The sequence below is a fragment of the Prochlorococcus marinus str. MIT 1013 genome, assembly GCF_027359395.1.
In the GTDB taxonomy this organism is placed as follows: domain Bacteria; phylum Cyanobacteriota; class Cyanobacteriia; order PCC-6307; family Cyanobiaceae; genus Prochlorococcus_B; species Prochlorococcus_B marinus_E.
This window is the reverse complement of sequence record NZ_CP114778.1, coordinates 388,057-403,759: the sequence shown is the minus strand read 5'-3', so window position 1 is coordinate 403,759 and position 15,703 is coordinate 388,057. Positions and strand designations below refer to the sequence as shown.

Genomic DNA, 15,703 nt, shown 5'->3' with positions numbered 1-15,703 from the left:
CACTTGTCTTGAAAATTCTTTAGAATTTGTGTGTACACATTTTTGAACGTATTCGTTCAGAAAGGAAATTATGTTGCAAACCTTTGCCTATGTTCGTTATTCAAATGCGTCAATAATGCTTGATTGGCATATCTTTTTGGGCGCGCTCATATTTTTTATATTATGTGGGATCTTGATATTTCAAAATCAAATTTGGGAGGAGGAAGACTATTCAAGAAACAAAAAATGGCATAAATGGAAAGCTTCTGCTATTAAAGCCAATAAAGGTGATTTGTCTGGAATATACCCAATTTCAAAAAAATAAAAAAATTTCAATTTCAATTTTTCTAAATTTTTTGTATTGACGTGAAACTTTAAATCTTAGTGGATTTGGGTTTAACATAATTCTTGCTTATCGAAGCCAAAACAGATAAAAAGAAAGAATAGATAAATTTGTCCCTTTAATTCAGACATGAATGAAATCAAATGCCCTGAATGTGGTAGTGCAATAAGCATCGATGAAGAAAATTACTCAAATATCATTAAGCAGGTAAGAGATAAGGCCTTTGAGGATGAAATGAGTAAAGAACTTGAACATTTGCAAAAGGATAAACAGAAGTCCGTAGAACTTGCTATTCAAAATATTCGATTACAGATGCATGAGGCCGCATTGGTAAATGAAAAAAAAATGCAAGTCCTTCAGTCTCAATTGATTGCTGCTCAGACTGAAAAAGATATTGCTGTTAATAAGATTAAGCATACCTTCGAAAAGGAGAGAGACTCACTTTCATATTTATTGGAGAAAACAAGAGAAAAGAATGAATATGATAAAAAACTTGCAGTTTCTAACGCAGTTAATGAATTAAAAGAGGGGTATGAAAAAATTAAGAACAACTTAGATAAAGTTGAACTGCAAAAGGAATTATCTGAAAGATCTATAAAGATGAAATATGAGATTCAGTTAAAAGAACGTGATGAATTAATTGAGAGACTTCGAGATATGAAAATAAAATTGTCAACAAAAATGGTCGGTGAATCACTTGAGCAACATTGCGAAAATGAGTTTAATCGTTTAAGGGCATCAGCTTTTCCCAATGCTTATTTTGATAAGGATAATGACGCTAGTTTTGGAAGTAAAGGTGATTATATTTTCCGTGATAGTGATAGTGAAGGAAACGAAATAATATCAATTATGTTTGAAATGAAAAACGAATGTGATAGTACCTCTAACAAGAAGAAGAATGAAGATTTTCTTAAAGAATTAAATAAAGATCGCATCGAAAAAAATTGTGAATATGCTGTTTTAGTTTCTTTATTAGAAGCTGATAATGACTTGTTTAATTCTGGCATTGTTGACTTTTCATATCGGTATCCAAAAATGTACGTTGTTCGTCCGCAATGCTTTCTACCAATTATTTCCTTACTAAGGAATGCTTCACTTAAGGCGCTTGAATATAAGTCAGAACTTGCCGCAATCAAAGAGCAAAATATTGATATAACTAATTTTGAGAATAGCCTTGAACTTTTTAAGGATTCTTTTGGTAAAAATTATGCTCTAGCTTCAAAACGTTTTGAAACAGCAATTATAGAGATTGATAAATCTATTAATCACTTGCAAAAAACAAAAGACGCTTTACTTGGAGCTGATAGAAATCTTAGGATAGCTAATGATAAAGCACAAGAGGTGTCTGTTAAAAGATTGACTAGAAATAATCCTACTATGAGAGAAAAATTTAACTCGATAAGAAAAAATGAGGCTGCATAATCCATTCGTAAACATTTAATATGTTTGAATTTTAATTAATATGATTGGCTGGCTTTATTTAATAAGAAATAGAGATTTATATAAGATTGGTATAACGAAAAACTTTAAGAATAGGATGAAACAACTAAAGCCAGATGATGTTGTTGCTAAATTGTATTCTAGAGATTTTATAAAATTAGAAAGGGAGTTCCATATTCGTTATAAAAAGTTTAGAATCCCTCAAACGGAGTATTTTCGATTAGAAGATTATCATCTTAAAGAGATAAAGGAAAGAATATCTAAAATTAATTTCTCTATCAGCATCATTTTAGGGATTTTTTTTAAATCATTTTTATTTATTTTAATAATATCTTTTCTTTTAATAATAATTATATCTTTAAATGTTAATGATTTAACTATTATAATTTCAAAGTCACTTTTTTGGATGGAGAGGATTTCATTTGGTTACTCCTTTGTTTCTTTATGCGCTAGTTCAGGTAAATATCTTAGCTTTGTGAGTGAATTAAAATATAGATTTTTAAGGTCAATATGCATTTTTATATTTGCATTTATATTTAGGATATCACTTAACTTTTTATAATAAAACATATTAGAGCTTATTTTCTTGCTTAATCCTTAGAGGGTGATATCTGATTTTTTTTCTACCACATGTCCTTACTTGACTGGTCTTCTTCTTGTTGCTTTAGAAGATCAAGTCTTCTATCAAATTCAATCTCATCTGGACTTTTTTTCTCTACTTTATTGTTTTTGTTGCATTTCTCTTTCACTTCAAGAATCTTTTGACCTAAGTCCTGTGAGAAATGTTCTTTTATTTCTTCCCAAGCTTCCTTTTCTTCAGCATTACCTACCGTTCCTTTGATTTGATCGATGATAATTTCCTTTACAAATTCTCTTAGATCACTTTCAGTCATAGTGTTAACACGACTTGATATATACATATCTTTAAGAGTGTCTAATTCGGTTTCGCTTAGATCCCTATAAGTAAGTTCTTCCATTTTAATTATGTTTCGAAACTATTTATAGACCCATTTTGTTTCTAGGACCTTTGATTTAGGGTTGAATGTCTGCACATTCCGTTGTGCTTCCTTCTCATTATTGGCAATAATAGTTTCTTCGTGAAAATTACCTAGTTCGTTAATCATTGAAACTTTAAATCTCATCATTAATACGTATATTCTTTATTTTATGGAAATTTATTTTAAAAACAATTGATTGTTTAAAAATGTTGAAAGATTAGCTATGACGGTTTTATTTATTATTTCGATCTATGAGGTTATTAAATATGCCTTCGATTAGAATTGCAGTAAAGAAAAGACTTAATGAGGGTATAAATACAGGATACCAGAGCTTCTGGAATAAATTATACAAACCGGAGTTTCCATTAACACTTAAGGTAAAGCTAACACCGAGGAATATAGAGCCTATTATTAAGACATAAAGATTGTAAATTAATATATTATCTAGAACTTTTTTCCAATTGCTTTCACTTGTGTTTTTCATTTATTTTATTATAAATTAAATTTTGTATTATTAAATTAAATTGTTTACTTATAAATTAAGATGAACCTCTGAATGCATAAAGATCGATTCCAATTGATTTAAGATATAAAGCTCCTCCAAAAGCAATAATATTAAGGCAAAAAACAAATGCCCATAATTTCCACGATTGATTTTGTGAATCCATATCTTTTAAAATTACCTATTTATAGATTTCATAAAGAGATCTACAAATATACATTAGCTTTAACTGTATTCTAAAAGTATCAACTCAAAGCATCAAGATCTCTTCTGTAATGTTTTGAACATCTGAAATCTATTTCATTTGATTTCCAATCAGTATCTTCTAGCAGGTCCGAATAATTATTACTGTTTGAAGGAAGCTTTTTTTCTAATCTCCATCCAGCATCGCTTAAGAAATCTACGTAGTCTTTTGAAAATATGGTCTCATTAATTTTTGGATGCACTAGTGTAGTCCCTGCTTTGGCTGATAACTCTTTTTTTTCTTGTAGTGGCATCTACTGAAAAATCAACTTAGATATTTCTAATCATTTTTTTTTTGATACGTTATGTATTACTTGTAGTGTTAACCCTCGATGGAGATATTTCAAAGATTAACTATGTATTTTTTACTAATATTTCTTTCAAGTACACTCTAATTCTGTTTAATTGCTCTTGACTTCCAAGGAATATCAAAATCATGCCTGGAGAGACAGATAACTTATCTTTAGGATTACCCATTAATTGACCTGAGACTTTAGTAGCTAAAAGTAGTGCCTCATTTCTTTTTGAGAAGTTAAAAACATTTTCTGTATTACTATTGAAATTTTCAATTTTATCTCTATTTTGGGTTACTTTGAATTCTTCTATTTCGCAATCTGAGCCTGCAAGTAAATCTATAAAATCTACTGCTATAGGTCTTAATGCAGATGCTGCCATAGTCCTTCCCGCAGCAACATATGGACTAACTACTGCATCGGCTCCTGCTAGTTTTAATTTATTAGCCGCTTCTTCGTTCGCTGCCCTGGCGATCAATCTACAAGTCTCATTTAGCGCTTTTGCACTAAGAACAACATATAAATTTGCTGCGTCACTTGGAAGCGTAACCACTAAGCTCCGACATTTTTTTATTCCTGCTAATAATAATGTTTCATCCATAGTGGCATCTGCCAATAGGACATTGTAACCTTTCTCCTCAGCTTCGGTTTTTCTTGAGGAGTCTATTTCTATTATTAGGGTAGATATTTTTTCAGACTTTAATTGTTCAGCAATTTCTTTTCCTGTACGACCATAGCCACATATAATTACATGATTTTTCATTTTTCTAATTAATCTCCTTAATCTAAGCTCCTCTAATTTTAGGAAATATCCTAGTTCAGACAATTGTATAAACCTTTGAAGAGTTAATTGAACTACAAATAACCCCCCGCCGATGATCAAAAAAGTTATTATCCGACCTGCAGAACTCAAAACTTCAACTTCACCAAATCCTATTGTTGTAATCGTTATAAGTACCATCCATAAACAATCACCCCAATCCCACCCTTCAGTAATCCGATATCCTAAGGCCCCGAATAAAAATAAGAATATGAGTAATGATATTGGTGCCGCCCAAACTTTGAAATAGCCTTTAAATTTATTTGTTGTTATTAGATTCAATTTAATTCTTTAAACATAATTTTTACAGTATAATGTTAATTGAATTAAGTATTTATAGGTTTTTATTTCTATAGGTATAAATCTTTCCTTATATATAATCTCCTGTCTTCAGTTATTACTTATAATATGGTTTAATTAAATGTGTTAGTAATTGTCTAATATGCAAGCTCTTACAGCTGATGACAAAAAGGAATTATGTAAGGAAGCTTACCAAGACATATCAGCAATACTTGCAGGTTTACGCGATCAAGGTTTATCTGATTTAGAAATTTTTGAGTTTGGCAAGTCACTTATAGATCATTTTGATCCAATTAAAATGGAAAATTTAAAAAAAGAATCAGATTATCAAGATGCTTTATTCAGAGAAGCTAATGATTTGTAGCTTTATTCTTATTTTTTATTTCTTCTAGCATCTTATAGACTGACCTAGCTCATATTTATTCTTTGAAATTTTAGGATAATGGCTTAATAATTTTACTCTATAAGACCTAATACTTTCAATTATTATTTATCATCAATATTTTTATTAGCGTTTGTTTTTTGAATATAATCAATTATTTCTTTACTTTGTTCTACTGATAATGATGATAGAGGGGATGATGCCGGTATTTTTAGAAGAGTGCATGTAGCAATAATCTCAGGAGAATCAACGCTTAGGACCTCTGCTAATTCCTTTACTCTCAATTTAGCGGCATTAAAAATCATTGTTATTGATGATCTTATAAAGATCTTCGTGTTTACTTTTTTATTTTATTGCTATGTGTAGAAGTATTAGAAATTAAATTGACTAAATGAATGATGATAAAGAATTGAAGTTGACCCTACACAATGTTGTCTCCAATGCGGTGCTACGAATGGAATCTGCATCAGATGCAAATATAAGAAGATGTATATTTCAAGAATATAAGGAATGGTTGGGAACTTCTATTGATGATTGGGTTTTGGCATTGCCTAGTGATTGGGGTAAGTCTGATGCGAATTTTTATTAGATTTATTAATGTATAAGTTGTTATCTATGTTTGTCTATATTTTAAGTGGATTAATTAAAGTTTTTTTGAGCACACTCGTAACCTGATTCTCTAATATCTTTATTTTCATCAATAATAGCCTTGAGAGCACAATCGCAATAATTGGTTATAGCACTTTTTGATATCGATTGAGTTGCTGGATTACTTAAAGCACTAGAAACACAGTCGTCCATTTGACTCTCAGGATATGAATAAGCTGTACCAGCATAAGAAAAAATTAGAATAGTTATAATTAAGATTGCCTTCATGTTTTTTTCAATATTATTCTAATTATACATTTCTTATGATCACTGATAAAATTAGGATTTAAATATTTATGCTTTGTATTTATTTTAGTAATATTTAAAATATGAGCTCTTTTATAATCTAAAGTAAATAAAAAAATATGTGAACTTGTTTTTTTTTAATGTCATTAGATCAATTAAGAAGATTTTTAAAGAAAATGCAGAGTGATGCCTCTTTAAAAGATGAAGTACTTTCTTCTTCAACGGCGGATGATGTTGCCCTGATTGCGTTAAGGAGAGGTTATGAATTTTCTGGAGATGAATTGCTAAGGTTTTCAGGAAAAAAAGTTGGAAGAGTTACAGTACAAAAGAATGATGTACCAGGAGAATACAATTAAAAAGACTATTTTCTTCTACTTAGCTCTTTAACTATACTATCCCACTTTTTGCCAGCTTTATGATAAGTAGCTTTCTCTCGTCTATAACTTATATAATAAAAAATGGAAATAGTTAATATAAATAAAATTGGTACTACAAAAATAAATTTCATTTTACTATTTTCTAGTTTAAAATATTATATAGATTTCTATATAATATTTTAAACATACAGCAAACCAACATAACTTATTTTTTGAATTAAGTGAACATACTCATTTAAGAATGATATATTCCCATTCTTATTCATTATCAACTAATATATGTAGTAATCATTGTTAAATTTATGGATATTACATTAATAGCTATAGCTATTTTTGTTGTGGTTGCAATAGCATTTTTAGCATTATTTTTGTTTAAAAGTATTAATAAAAAATCATTTACAGCTGAAGACGGTTCTGTTTTTGATAACCAATCTGATTTAGATTTATATCAGAACCTTTATGACAAGACAAAACCAATATTTTGTATTGATAATGATAAAGGTAATGCTCAGCAAATACTAGGTTTTGAGAAAACTTTTTTATCTAGAGTAACTGCAGAAGGTTTTCCTGACTTGCAAACCCTTATCAAATATCGTAAGCAAATTAAGTATCTATCAGATTTAATTAATACTTAAAGTGATTTTGATTATTTAACGTATTGGTATACTAGTATCAAAATAATTTTATAAGCTCCAATGAGTCAAAGAGAATATACTGAAGAACAAATGTCTGAAATGAGAGAAGATGCTTTTGTAAATATCAAAGAAGCATGCATGAGACTTCAAGAAAGAACAAGGTGTGAAAATCACGTTGTCATTAAAATGTTAAACGAAGTATCTCAATTTTATATTACTCAAGATGAGAAAAATAAAATATAGTGGACTAACCTAATTTTAATTGTCTTTTGAATTCGTATTTTTTTAATGGTTCTGGGTTTATCAAGTTAGTACTAGTATCTTTAAACAAATCAATGTCTTCAACAGATCCATCTACTTTAATTAAATTATTTATTATACCTGTAAAAGAGATATCACCCCCTGTAGTACTTGCTAGGATTGTTGATGGATTAAATAAATTTAATAATTGAGGTAGTACGGTTTTCCCATTAATAAAATTACCTACAATTGGTAATGAAAAATCTAATACTGGTGTTATTAATAAATCTATATTTCTAGGTTTTATTTTTTTATCTAGAAAACCATGTGGCTCAATATAAATTGAATCAGAGCCTGAATCAATAATGTAGCCATTTTCAATATTTGGTACTGAAGCACCTGATGTGGCTTGAATTTTTAAGTTGTTATTAGTAAAGATTTCTCCAGGCTTGAGCGTGTTTATCTTGGTAAAACCAATTTTGCTAACTACTTTGCTAGCTGTTAGTGAAGCAATTACTGTAATACCTTTATCTATTTTCATTAATGTTGGAGCGTGGGCATGATCTGGTTGGCCTTGGGTTAGTAATAAATAATCAATGTCACTAGGAATTTCTTTTTCATTAACTAATTTCCCTTTTATTAGCCAGTCTCCAGGTGGGAATGTTAAATCACCATTCAACCATGGATCAATCAAAATTCTAGTTTTATCTAATTCAATAAGCCAACCATTAGCTCCGTAGTATGTTGCTTTTATCACCATGGTTTTTCTTTTAATATAACTATTGTTATTTAATATTGTGGTTTACTCTAATGTATCGAGCACTTTAATCATATTAATAGATCACTAATATTAATAATAATATAATCAAAAAGAGGATAATTAGTAGAGCAAAGCTTTTAATATAATTTTGAAATTCATACAACCAATCATTTTCCATGATAACAAGTATTTTTAACATTATATACTTTAGTATATTATATTAAAAAATACTATTAATAACTGTAGTTTTAATGAATCTCTCGAATAGGAAAATATTTATATAGTATGGTACATATCTATAAATATCATGAAAATTAGAGATTGGGAGGGAGTGGTTCTAATTATTGGTGCTGGTGATATTGGTAATACAATGTCTGATTATTTGAAGACAATATCGCCAAAGTTGGATGTTATTATATGTGCTCGAAAACTAGTTAAACAAAGTGATATTTATTTAGATCTAGAGAATGATGATTCATTTATTAATTTTGAAAAACAAATTTCACTATTTAAAAAGCCTATTAGACTCGTTATAAATACAAGTGGCTTTCTTCACTCAAATCTTGTAAGACCTGAAAAAAGACTTTCACATTTGAATCGCTCTAATATCTTAAAAAATTTTTCAATTAATGCCATTGCTCCAATTTTGATTGCTAAAAGTATTGAAAAATTCATTAGACCAGAACTCCCCTTTTCATTTGCGAGTTTAAGTGCCAGAGTTGGTAGTATTGGAGATAATAGGCTTGGAGGTTGGTATTCCTATAGGGCTTCCAAAGCAGCTCAGAATCAATTTTTAAAAACATTGAGTATTGAATGGAGTCGAAAATTTCCATTCTCGATTGTATCAATATTACATCCAGGTACTTGTAATACTAAATTATCTAAACCCTTTCAGTCGGGGGTCCATAAAGATAAACTTTTTAGTCCCTCACAATCTTCTGAATATTTGATTAATATTATTTCTGAGCAAAAACCATCAGATTCAGGAAAGTTTTTAGCATGGGATACGAGTATAATTCCTTGGTAATTGTTTTATTTTTATAAATTAGTGTTTTTTTTTATTTTGATTATTTAATTTGTCTTTTATGTATTGTTAAGATGTACTATATCAAAAGTCTTATGTTAACCCATTGAAAAAGCATATTGTAGCAATTGGTGGTGGTGGATTTGGTAAAAGTAATTCATCATATTCAATAGAAAAATATATACTTAATCTTTCAGAAAAAAAATACCCTAAAATATGTTTTTTACCAACTGCAACAGGAGATAGTGATACCTATATAGTTCGTTTTTATTCTATCTTTACACTTTTAAATTGTATTCCATCTCATATTGAATTTTTTAAAAGAACCACTGATATACATAATCATATTATGAATCAAGATATTGTTTTTGTTGGTGGTGGAAATACAAAGTCTATGTTAGCGATATGGAATGACTGGGGTATGAGTTCTATGCTTAATGAAGCCTATAATGAAGGAGTAATTATGAGCGGAGTAAGTGCAGGTGCAATTTGTTGGTTTACAAGTGGAATTACAGACTCTTGGGATAATCAATTAAGGATCTTACCTTGTTTAGATTTTATAAAAGGTACATGTTGTCCTCATTATGATGAGGAACCTTCTCGTATTCCTTATGTAAAAAAAATAATAATGGAAAAAAAAATCACGAGCTGTATTTCAATAGAAGGAGGTTCAGCTATTCACTTTATTGATGGAGAACCTTTTAAAAATGTTAGTTTTAAAAATAATAAAAATACATATAATGTATTTCTTAATAACAATGATATCGTTGAGAGTCCGTACGAGAAAATTCAATTATAAATGATTTTTGCAAACGTTTACATTTGTTTTTCTATTAATGAAATCATTTAATATTAAAATTATATCTTTTATTTAGAAGTATCAAAATGTATTTTTTCTTATTATCATTTTCAGAAATGGGTCTAAATTTACCTCTTGTAATTACGTTACTTGTGTTTGGTGGTTTTTTTCTTGTTAGCTTTTTTATAACAAGTCCTAATATGGATACAAGAGGTTTATTAAGAGTTCTATATTCTAAACCCGTTAGGAATGCCGATGGATCGGTTGAGTATCCAGAAAGTAGAAATAACTAAGATTTTGAATATTTTAGTATCTGTTATGAATTTCTTAATTAATTAGACCTTTATTATCAAAGAATATTAATTGACTTTTATTAAATTACATATGTATCCAGTAACTATATTTTGTGAAAGTTAGAGTTTACTCTAGCCTCATAGCACTCTTTAAGAGTAACGTCGTATGTGAACCTTAATCATATTCTAAAAATTGGAAAAAAGTTTGCTTACAAAATTGGAGAGAGTCAATAACCAAAATATTAATAGGACTTTTCTACCTTCTGGTCTAAATGGGAAAGCATTAGAAATTTCATTGGATGATATCCCCTCTAGAAAAGAAGTTAGAGAATCGATACCCAAGCACTGTTTTACTCGCCAGACGAATAGATCTCTTTTTTATCTTGCTAGGACGGTTGTTATTCAGATTTTTGTTGTTTTGCTTGGAATCTCTATTCCTCTTACTAAAGAGATGATTCCAATTTGGATTTTATATTCAATTCTCTCAGGAACAACGTCAATGGGGCTTTGGGTTTTAGCACATGAATGTGGACATGGTGCATTTTCAGATAATCGTAAATTAGAAACATTTGTTGGATATTGTCTCCATTCGTTTTTACTAGTTCCCTACTTTTCATGGCAAAGATCACATGCTGTTCACCATGCATTTACCAATCACATAACCGATGGTGAGACGCATGTTCCGGTTGTGATCTCTGGAGATGGCAAATCTGAAAAAAAGGGTGGTGAAAATGAAATGGAGTCATCATTGTTTTTTGGGAAAATTCTTTATGGCTTTAATCAACTTTTCCTCCATTTGATTCTTGGCTGGCCAGCTTACTTACTTCTTGGCAAAACAGGTGGACCCCGCTATGGGACCAGTAATCATTTCTGGCCAACAGCTCCCTTTTCGAAAAAACTTTGGCCTTCCATTTGGGCCAAAAAGGTCTGGATCTCAGACTGGGGAATAGTTTTTATGTTGCTTATATTGACTTTTTGGACTTTATATTTTGGAATAAATTCAATGATAAGTCTATATTTAGGACCTCTTATTGTAGTTAATATTTGGCTAGTTATTTATACATGGCTTCACCATACTGATACAGATGTTCCGCATCTTGGCGCTAGTCAATTTTCATATATGAGAGGTGCCTTCTTATCTATCGATAGACCGTATGGAAGAATATTAGATTTTCTACATCACTCAATAGGCTCGACTCACGCGATTCATCATATTGAACCAACAGTTCCTCATTATCATGCAAGATTAGCTACGAGAATTTTGAAAAATAAATTTCCAAAAGTTTATTTATATAATCCAACTCCAATACACAAATCTCTTTGGCATATAGCTACAAATTGTGTTGCTGTAAAGAAGGATTATGATATTGATAGGTATGTTTGGAAACAACCCAGTCACTCTAAATCTTGATTAAATATCATATTTTTAACTATTAATAAAAAATAATTCCTACTGAAAAATTACTTGATTTTTGTTTATTACCATATATATAAGTTATTTGTTTATTATACATATTATAAAGTTAAATAAAAATGGCTAAAAAAGATTATGAAAATTTTCTAAATAAGATTGATCAATTAAATCAGTTGGTTGAATTAATAAATAATTCACCTGAAAAGTATCAACTAATAATTAGTTGTAAAACACATGAAGATGTTGTGGAACTTGCAAAGCAATGGGGTTATGAAATTGGAAAGAGATGGGGAGAGTCCTAGGCTTTAAATGCGCATTTAATCTATTGGCCTCCTCCGTTACAGCTCCATACCTTTGAGGGTATTCCTTGCGTATTCTGCCCGTCGATTCGAAATGTCTTTGTTATGCATTCATTTTGCGATTCAGCCCATGCTGAAATTGGTTCCAAATCAGTTGATATCTCATTAAATGACTTCGATAAGGAAATAACTGATATTGAAGTGAATATGAGAGAAAAAGTACTTAAACCTGCACATATCAGGTATTTGTTATTGTTAAATAAATCCTTTAGCATCTCTAGAAATTATATTTCATATCAACAATACTTATGATTTAGAGATTGATCTTATTAAGTTATCCTTTGAAAATATTAGAGAATTCAACAAATTCATTTTTTTTTAATTTTAAGAAGGTCAAAGGACAAGTTCTTCTTTAATAAAGAATTTAATTCTTTTTTTCAAAAAAGTCTAAGATCTTATTTAATCTATCTGTGTTTTCAAAGTTAGGACTTGCTGTAAGGAATATTACTAACACTATCATTAGTACACCAACACTCGATACACCTAATAAAAGTTGTTGGAATGGATCTAAGGATTCAAGCATTTCTATTTAGTGTAAACTTTTTTAGAATTATATTAAGGATAATTGAATAAAAGAATTTATAACGCAATGGCAACTTTATGTTTTAGTTCGTAGATAATTATTTACTTTTCTTTTGTTTCTCTAGGCCATCTCGCTTTCAAATTAAGAGGGTTTTTGAAATTTAATTCTACAGGTTTCCCTTGAGCTAAAGCTATCAAAGCTTTAAAAGCCCATCCACCAAGAATTAATAGCAACGAGATTAAAAATATATAACTAATATTGGTAAGCATAAATTTTAGAATAATTAGTAATCATATTAAGATCTTATTTGATAGTTTTTTCTATTGTAAATATTAACAGTAGATTATTTTCTTAATTTTAGATAATTTGCGCTACCTTTTCGCTTGCTAATGTATTTGTTTTTTTCACTCCCTTAGATACTCTTAAGCATGAGGCCATAGGCATTAAGACCATCCAAGATAGCTATAAATACTTATTACCTAGTCTTTTTTAATCCCTGATTGTGTTTGTTCTACCATTTTATTATTATTTTTTTTAACTTCTATTGATTTTTATCCGGTTTGGTATGAATATAAAAATGTTATTAATTTTTTGAATGCTCAACAGTATCTATTTATATTCCTTTATTTTAATTTGTGCAATTTGTACTATTTATTATTTATTTCTAAATTTTAGATCTGGTAAACATGAAATAAACAATAAAGTCCTTTTAAAGAATTTATTAGAAAGTTTAGATATGGAATTACCTGACGAATTGAAAACGTTAGAGAATTCTTCTACTGATCCTCATAAATTATCATAGTTTGTACTCTGATGTATTGTAATGTCCAAGTTTAACTTTGATGATACAGAAACTTCAGGAATTTGGTGGTCAACTAATGTTTCTATTAGAGATATATGTTTAGAGCTTAAGGAAGATACAACGTGTGAGGATAGTGAGATAGTAGAACTTCTAAGATCTATTGCAAAATCTATAGAAGTTAATGGTTTATAAATTTATTTTTAGAGTATTAGAAATTTATTATTTATTCCATTGTAGTTTCCATTGAGATGATTTCCACTGTCTTGTCCAAGAATTTTGTGTCTTATTCTGATTTTCCAGTTTTGACTTAAGCCAGTCTTTTAGAGAGGTGGGAGCAATATTTAACTCGTTCTGTATAATTTTTAGTTTATTCATATCAGCACCATACCCTGACCTTTCAATCCAATCTGCCATCACACCAATATCATATTCCAACAATTTAATAGCTAATCTCGGTATCATTAAATAATTAGTTTGTAGTCCTTCTGAAGAAACGATTTTTTGGAGCGTCATAGCCATTTCATCCCCAGTTAGCTCCTCTCCGGCAATATTAATTGATTGATTTTTATATTTCTCTGGTTTCGATAAAACACCTCTTACCCATTTACCTATATCCTGTACCGCGATTGTTTGCCACTTAAAATTCTTCCCTACTATTCCTGGAAAAACTTTCTTTGAAATACTGTAGCCCGGTAGTTTGTTTTCAAAGTTTTCAAAGTAGCTAACTGGTCTTAATACTGTGGTGATACTTTTAAGATTTTGTTTTTCGATATATTCTTCAATATCCCATTTACTAGTAAAATGTCCTGGTGCCGGATAATTTTTTAGTGGGTCTTTTGATTTACTAATTGAGCTGAATATAAAATGATTGAGTTTACCTTTTTCGTATGCGATTTTAACTTGATTTATCAGATTAAAACCTTGTTCCATTTCATAAGACCTGACAATACTACCTCTAAATAATTTCCAACCTTTTGTAGGAGTGGTATTTCCAAAGATAATGTCTGCTCCTTCAAAAGCTTTATTAAGGCTTTCAGGATCCATTAAATCCCCTTGAACTATTTCAACGTTATTTAAACTTCCAAGCTCTAAAGCTTTTGAGCTTTTTATATTTCTTGTGATTGCACGTATTTGATATTTATTTGTTTTGCTTAGTTCTTTAACTACACCGGTACCTTGTCGGCTTGTGGCCATTGTAACTGCGATAACAGTATTGCTCTTTACATTTGAACTGACGTTTCCTCCTTGTTCTAACACGATTCAATGACTATTAACTAAGGAATGTAAAGCATAGGTGTATTTATGTAAAGTTGTGGTTGTTTTCTGCTTCAAAGTACTCTTTGACTAGAGAAAACACAATATTTTCTTTACCAGTTAGTATTCATCTTGCCTGTATGGCTTTCGTAAAGGAATGTTTTATTTGCTTTAATAGTCACCAAATTTTGGCTATGTATTTATTAGTACTAAGTTTGATCATTATGGCAAATGAAGTTCTTGCAGAAATTGATCGACAAAACATCATCTTTGATGTTGTCGACGGCATTCCTCCTTCAGGAGATGAATCGGATGAAATTATATCCTTCCGTTCCCAAATAGAAGCTGATAATTTAATGCTCGAATATTCAGCCGAAGAGTTAGGTTTTAATAATGTGTTATTTGAGTACCTTAGTCAGGGATAGTCGTTTATAAATTAGAAATTTAATCTAGGCCTTGGAATAATTCCTTGTGTACTGCAAATGTATGGTACAGGCAGGTACCATTTTCTGGTGATAATCGTTCCCCGTCTTTATTCCAAGCCAACGAACAAACTAAATCTCCATCCCATTTTACTTTATGCTCATTAATTTCCTTGGACCAGTCTCTGACACTACTAAAGTGCTCGGGCATATAGTTACCTATCTTTCTGCAGATTTCACATAGCACAGATAAAATTGGTGGCTTCGAATCTAATTGAAGATCTTTAGTAAGTGAGGGTTGAGTAAATACACCAACATATCTAATATGATCAATAATCTTTTGTTCTTTATAATTTAACTTAGCTTTTATACAGGCTTCTTCAAATTCATCGACGGGCGTTATTGGACGTAATTTAAAAATCACTTCTACACATTAAACTAACTTTTATTATCTTATAATACCAAAATATTTTCTTATTCTTTTATATTATTTATAAGGTGATAGGAAATTAATTTATATTTTTCTACTTTTATCATTTTTTATTGTAATGAATCAATTGTTCGAGAACAGTAGATTGGTCAACGTTCATTGAATTTGAGGTTCGCT

Annotated in this window: 26 protein-coding genes; 15 read left to right on the top strand and 11 right to left on the bottom strand. The window is 29.8% G+C overall.

Features of this window, described 5'->3' with window-relative positions:
* Positions 1 to 70: 70 nt before the first annotated feature.
* From O5633_RS02220 to O5633_RS02210, 3 genes are all read left to right on the top strand, one after another.
* Positions 71 to 304, top strand: a complete 234-nt coding sequence (locus O5633_RS02220; protein WP_269610423.1) for a hypothetical protein — start codon at positions 71 to 73, stop codon at positions 302 to 304.
* Positions 305 to 451: 147 nt separating this feature from the next.
* Complete coding sequence (locus O5633_RS02215) at positions 452 to 1,744, top strand: DUF2130 domain-containing protein (protein WP_269610421.1); 1,293 nt, start codon at positions 452 to 454, stop codon at positions 1,742 to 1,744.
* A gap of 40 nt (positions 1,745 to 1,784) precedes the next feature.
* Entirely contained in the window at positions 1,785 to 2,324 is a 540-nt protein-coding gene (locus tag O5633_RS02210) for a GIY-YIG nuclease family protein (RefSeq protein ID WP_269610420.1), read from the top strand.
* Positions 2,325 to 2,385: 61 nt separating this feature from the next.
* Here O5633_RS02210 and O5633_RS02205 read toward each other — a convergent pair whose 3' ends face one another.
* The 4 genes from O5633_RS02205 to O5633_RS02190 all read right to left on the bottom strand — a co-directional run bounded on the left by O5633_RS02205 (position 2,386) and on the right by O5633_RS02190 (position 4,900).
* Positions 2,386 to 2,739: a DUF7326 family protein gene (locus tag O5633_RS02205; protein WP_269610419.1), complete on the bottom strand. Its 354-nt coding sequence runs from the start codon at positions 2,737 to 2,739 to the stop codon at positions 2,386 to 2,388.
* Positions 2,740 to 3,299: 560 nt separating this feature from the next.
* Positions 3,300 to 3,428: a hypothetical protein gene (locus O5633_RS02200; RefSeq protein WP_269610418.1), complete on the bottom strand. Its 129-nt coding sequence runs from the start codon at positions 3,426 to 3,428 to the stop codon at positions 3,300 to 3,302.
* A gap of 79 nt (positions 3,429 to 3,507) precedes the next feature.
* Positions 3,508 to 3,759 carry a hypothetical protein gene (locus O5633_RS02195; RefSeq protein ID WP_269610417.1) on the bottom strand — a complete coding sequence of 84 codons (252 nt, stop codon included), beginning with the start codon at positions 3,757 to 3,759 and terminating at the stop codon, positions 3,508 to 3,510.
* Positions 3,760 to 3,859: 100 nt separating this feature from the next.
* Positions 3,860 to 4,900, bottom strand: coding sequence for a potassium channel family protein (locus O5633_RS02190; RefSeq protein WP_269610416.1), 1,041 nt, complete (start codon positions 4,898 to 4,900; stop codon positions 3,860 to 3,862).
* A 160-nt stretch (positions 4,901 to 5,060) separates the two neighbouring features.
* Here O5633_RS02190 and O5633_RS02185 point away from each other — a divergent pair, with 160 nt between their 5' ends.
* Complete coding sequence (locus O5633_RS02185) at positions 5,061 to 5,282, top strand: hypothetical protein (protein ID WP_269611294.1); 222 nt, start codon at positions 5,061 to 5,063, stop codon at positions 5,280 to 5,282.
* Between the two features lie 122 nt (positions 5,283 to 5,404).
* Here O5633_RS02185 and O5633_RS02180 read toward each other — a convergent pair whose 3' ends face one another.
* Positions 5,405 to 5,605 (bottom strand): translation initiation factor IF-2 N-terminal domain-containing protein, encoded by a 201-nt coding sequence (locus tag O5633_RS02180; RefSeq protein ID WP_269610415.1) that lies wholly within the window; start codon positions 5,603 to 5,605, stop codon positions 5,405 to 5,407.
* An 86-nt stretch (positions 5,606 to 5,691) separates the two neighbouring features.
* Between O5633_RS02180 and O5633_RS02175 the strand changes: the two genes are divergently transcribed.
* Positions 5,692 to 5,889 (top strand): hypothetical protein, encoded by a 198-nt coding sequence (locus O5633_RS02175; protein ID WP_269610413.1) that lies wholly within the window; start codon positions 5,692 to 5,694, stop codon positions 5,887 to 5,889.
* 50 nt (positions 5,890 to 5,939) lie between these two features.
* Here the strand turns inward: O5633_RS02175 and O5633_RS02170 are convergent, their stop codons facing one another.
* Positions 5,940 to 6,176 (bottom strand): hypothetical protein, encoded by a 237-nt coding sequence (locus O5633_RS02170; protein WP_269610412.1) that lies wholly within the window; start codon positions 6,174 to 6,176, stop codon positions 5,940 to 5,942.
* A gap of 158 nt (positions 6,177 to 6,334) precedes the next feature.
* On the opposite strand from O5633_RS02170, the gene O5633_RS02165 reads away from it, so the two are divergent.
* The 3 genes from O5633_RS02165 to O5633_RS02155 all read left to right on the top strand — a co-directional run bounded on the left by O5633_RS02165 (position 6,335) and on the right by O5633_RS02155 (position 7,449).
* A complete protein-coding gene (locus tag O5633_RS02165) occupies positions 6,335 to 6,550 on the top strand; it encodes a Nif11-like leader peptide family natural product precursor (RefSeq protein ID WP_269610410.1) in 216 nt (71 codons plus the stop codon).
* Between the two features lie 323 nt (positions 6,551 to 6,873).
* On the top strand, positions 6,874 to 7,206 hold the full coding sequence (locus tag O5633_RS02160; RefSeq protein WP_269610409.1) for a hypothetical protein: 333 nt from the start codon (positions 6,874 to 6,876) through the stop codon (positions 7,204 to 7,206).
* Between the two features lie 90 nt (positions 7,207 to 7,296).
* Positions 7,297 to 7,449: a hypothetical protein gene (locus O5633_RS02155; protein WP_269610408.1), complete on the top strand. Its 153-nt coding sequence runs from the start codon at positions 7,297 to 7,299 to the stop codon at positions 7,447 to 7,449.
* A gap of 4 nt (positions 7,450 to 7,453) precedes the next feature.
* Here the strand turns inward: O5633_RS02155 and O5633_RS02150 are convergent, their stop codons facing one another.
* The gene (locus O5633_RS02150; RefSeq protein WP_269610407.1) at positions 7,454 to 8,206 is read right to left on the bottom strand and encodes an MBL fold metallo-hydrolase; all 753 of its coding nucleotides are present in this window, start codon (positions 8,204 to 8,206) and stop codon (positions 7,454 to 7,456) included.
* A 307-nt stretch (positions 8,207 to 8,513) separates the two neighbouring features.
* On the opposite strand from O5633_RS02150, the gene O5633_RS02145 reads away from it, so the two are divergent.
* The 5 genes from O5633_RS02145 (at position 8,514) to O5633_RS02125 (ending at position 12,038) form a co-directional block, all read left to right on the top strand.
* Positions 8,514 to 9,233, top strand: a complete 720-nt coding sequence (locus tag O5633_RS02145) for a short-chain dehydrogenase (RefSeq protein ID WP_269610406.1) — start codon at positions 8,514 to 8,516, stop codon at positions 9,231 to 9,233.
* A gap of 103 nt (positions 9,234 to 9,336) precedes the next feature.
* The gene (locus tag O5633_RS02140; RefSeq protein ID WP_269610405.1) at positions 9,337 to 10,029 is read left to right on the top strand and encodes a peptidase E; all 693 of its coding nucleotides are present in this window, start codon (positions 9,337 to 9,339) and stop codon (positions 10,027 to 10,029) included.
* A 116-nt stretch (positions 10,030 to 10,145) separates the two neighbouring features.
* Complete coding sequence (locus tag O5633_RS02135) at positions 10,146 to 10,322, top strand: hypothetical protein (RefSeq protein ID WP_269610404.1); 177 nt, start codon at positions 10,146 to 10,148, stop codon at positions 10,320 to 10,322.
* Positions 10,323 to 10,527: 205 nt separating this feature from the next.
* Positions 10,528 to 11,733 carry a fatty acid desaturase gene (locus O5633_RS02130; RefSeq protein WP_269610403.1) on the top strand — a complete coding sequence of 402 codons (1,206 nt, stop codon included), beginning with the start codon at positions 10,528 to 10,530 and terminating at the stop codon, positions 11,731 to 11,733.
* Between the two features lie 122 nt (positions 11,734 to 11,855).
* Entirely contained in the window at positions 11,856 to 12,038 is a 183-nt protein-coding gene (locus O5633_RS02125; RefSeq protein ID WP_269610402.1) for a Nif11 family protein, read from the top strand.
* Positions 12,039 to 12,058: 20 nt separating this feature from the next.
* Here the strand turns inward: O5633_RS02125 and O5633_RS02120 are convergent, their stop codons facing one another.
* Positions 12,059 to 12,310: a hypothetical protein gene (locus O5633_RS02120; protein WP_269610401.1), complete on the bottom strand. Its 252-nt coding sequence runs from the start codon at positions 12,308 to 12,310 to the stop codon at positions 12,059 to 12,061.
* Between the two features lie 409 nt (positions 12,311 to 12,719).
* The gene (locus tag O5633_RS02115) at positions 12,720 to 12,887 is read right to left on the bottom strand and encodes a hypothetical protein (protein ID WP_269610400.1); all 168 of its coding nucleotides are present in this window, start codon (positions 12,885 to 12,887) and stop codon (positions 12,720 to 12,722) included.
* 554 nt (positions 12,888 to 13,441) lie between these two features.
* Here O5633_RS02115 and O5633_RS02110 point away from each other — a divergent pair.
* Positions 13,442 to 13,612 (top strand): hypothetical protein, encoded by a 171-nt coding sequence (locus tag O5633_RS02110; RefSeq protein WP_269610399.1) that lies wholly within the window; start codon positions 13,442 to 13,444, stop codon positions 13,610 to 13,612.
* Between the two features lie 27 nt (positions 13,613 to 13,639).
* Here O5633_RS02110 and O5633_RS02105 read toward each other — a convergent pair whose 3' ends face one another.
* On the bottom strand, positions 13,640 to 14,677 hold the full coding sequence (locus O5633_RS02105) for an NmrA/HSCARG family protein (RefSeq protein ID WP_269610398.1): 1,038 nt from the start codon (positions 14,675 to 14,677) through the stop codon (positions 13,640 to 13,642).
* A 137-nt stretch (positions 14,678 to 14,814) separates the two neighbouring features.
* Between O5633_RS02105 and O5633_RS02100 the strand changes: the two genes are divergently transcribed.
* Complete coding sequence (locus tag O5633_RS02100; protein WP_269610396.1) at positions 14,815 to 15,099, top strand: hypothetical protein; 285 nt, start codon at positions 14,815 to 14,817, stop codon at positions 15,097 to 15,099.
* Positions 15,100 to 15,118: 19 nt separating this feature from the next.
* Here the strand turns inward: O5633_RS02100 and O5633_RS02095 are convergent, their stop codons facing one another.
* Positions 15,119 to 15,520, bottom strand: a complete 402-nt coding sequence (locus O5633_RS02095; protein WP_269610395.1) for a hypothetical protein — start codon at positions 15,518 to 15,520, stop codon at positions 15,119 to 15,121.
* Between the last annotated feature and the right edge of the window lie 183 nt (positions 15,521 to 15,703).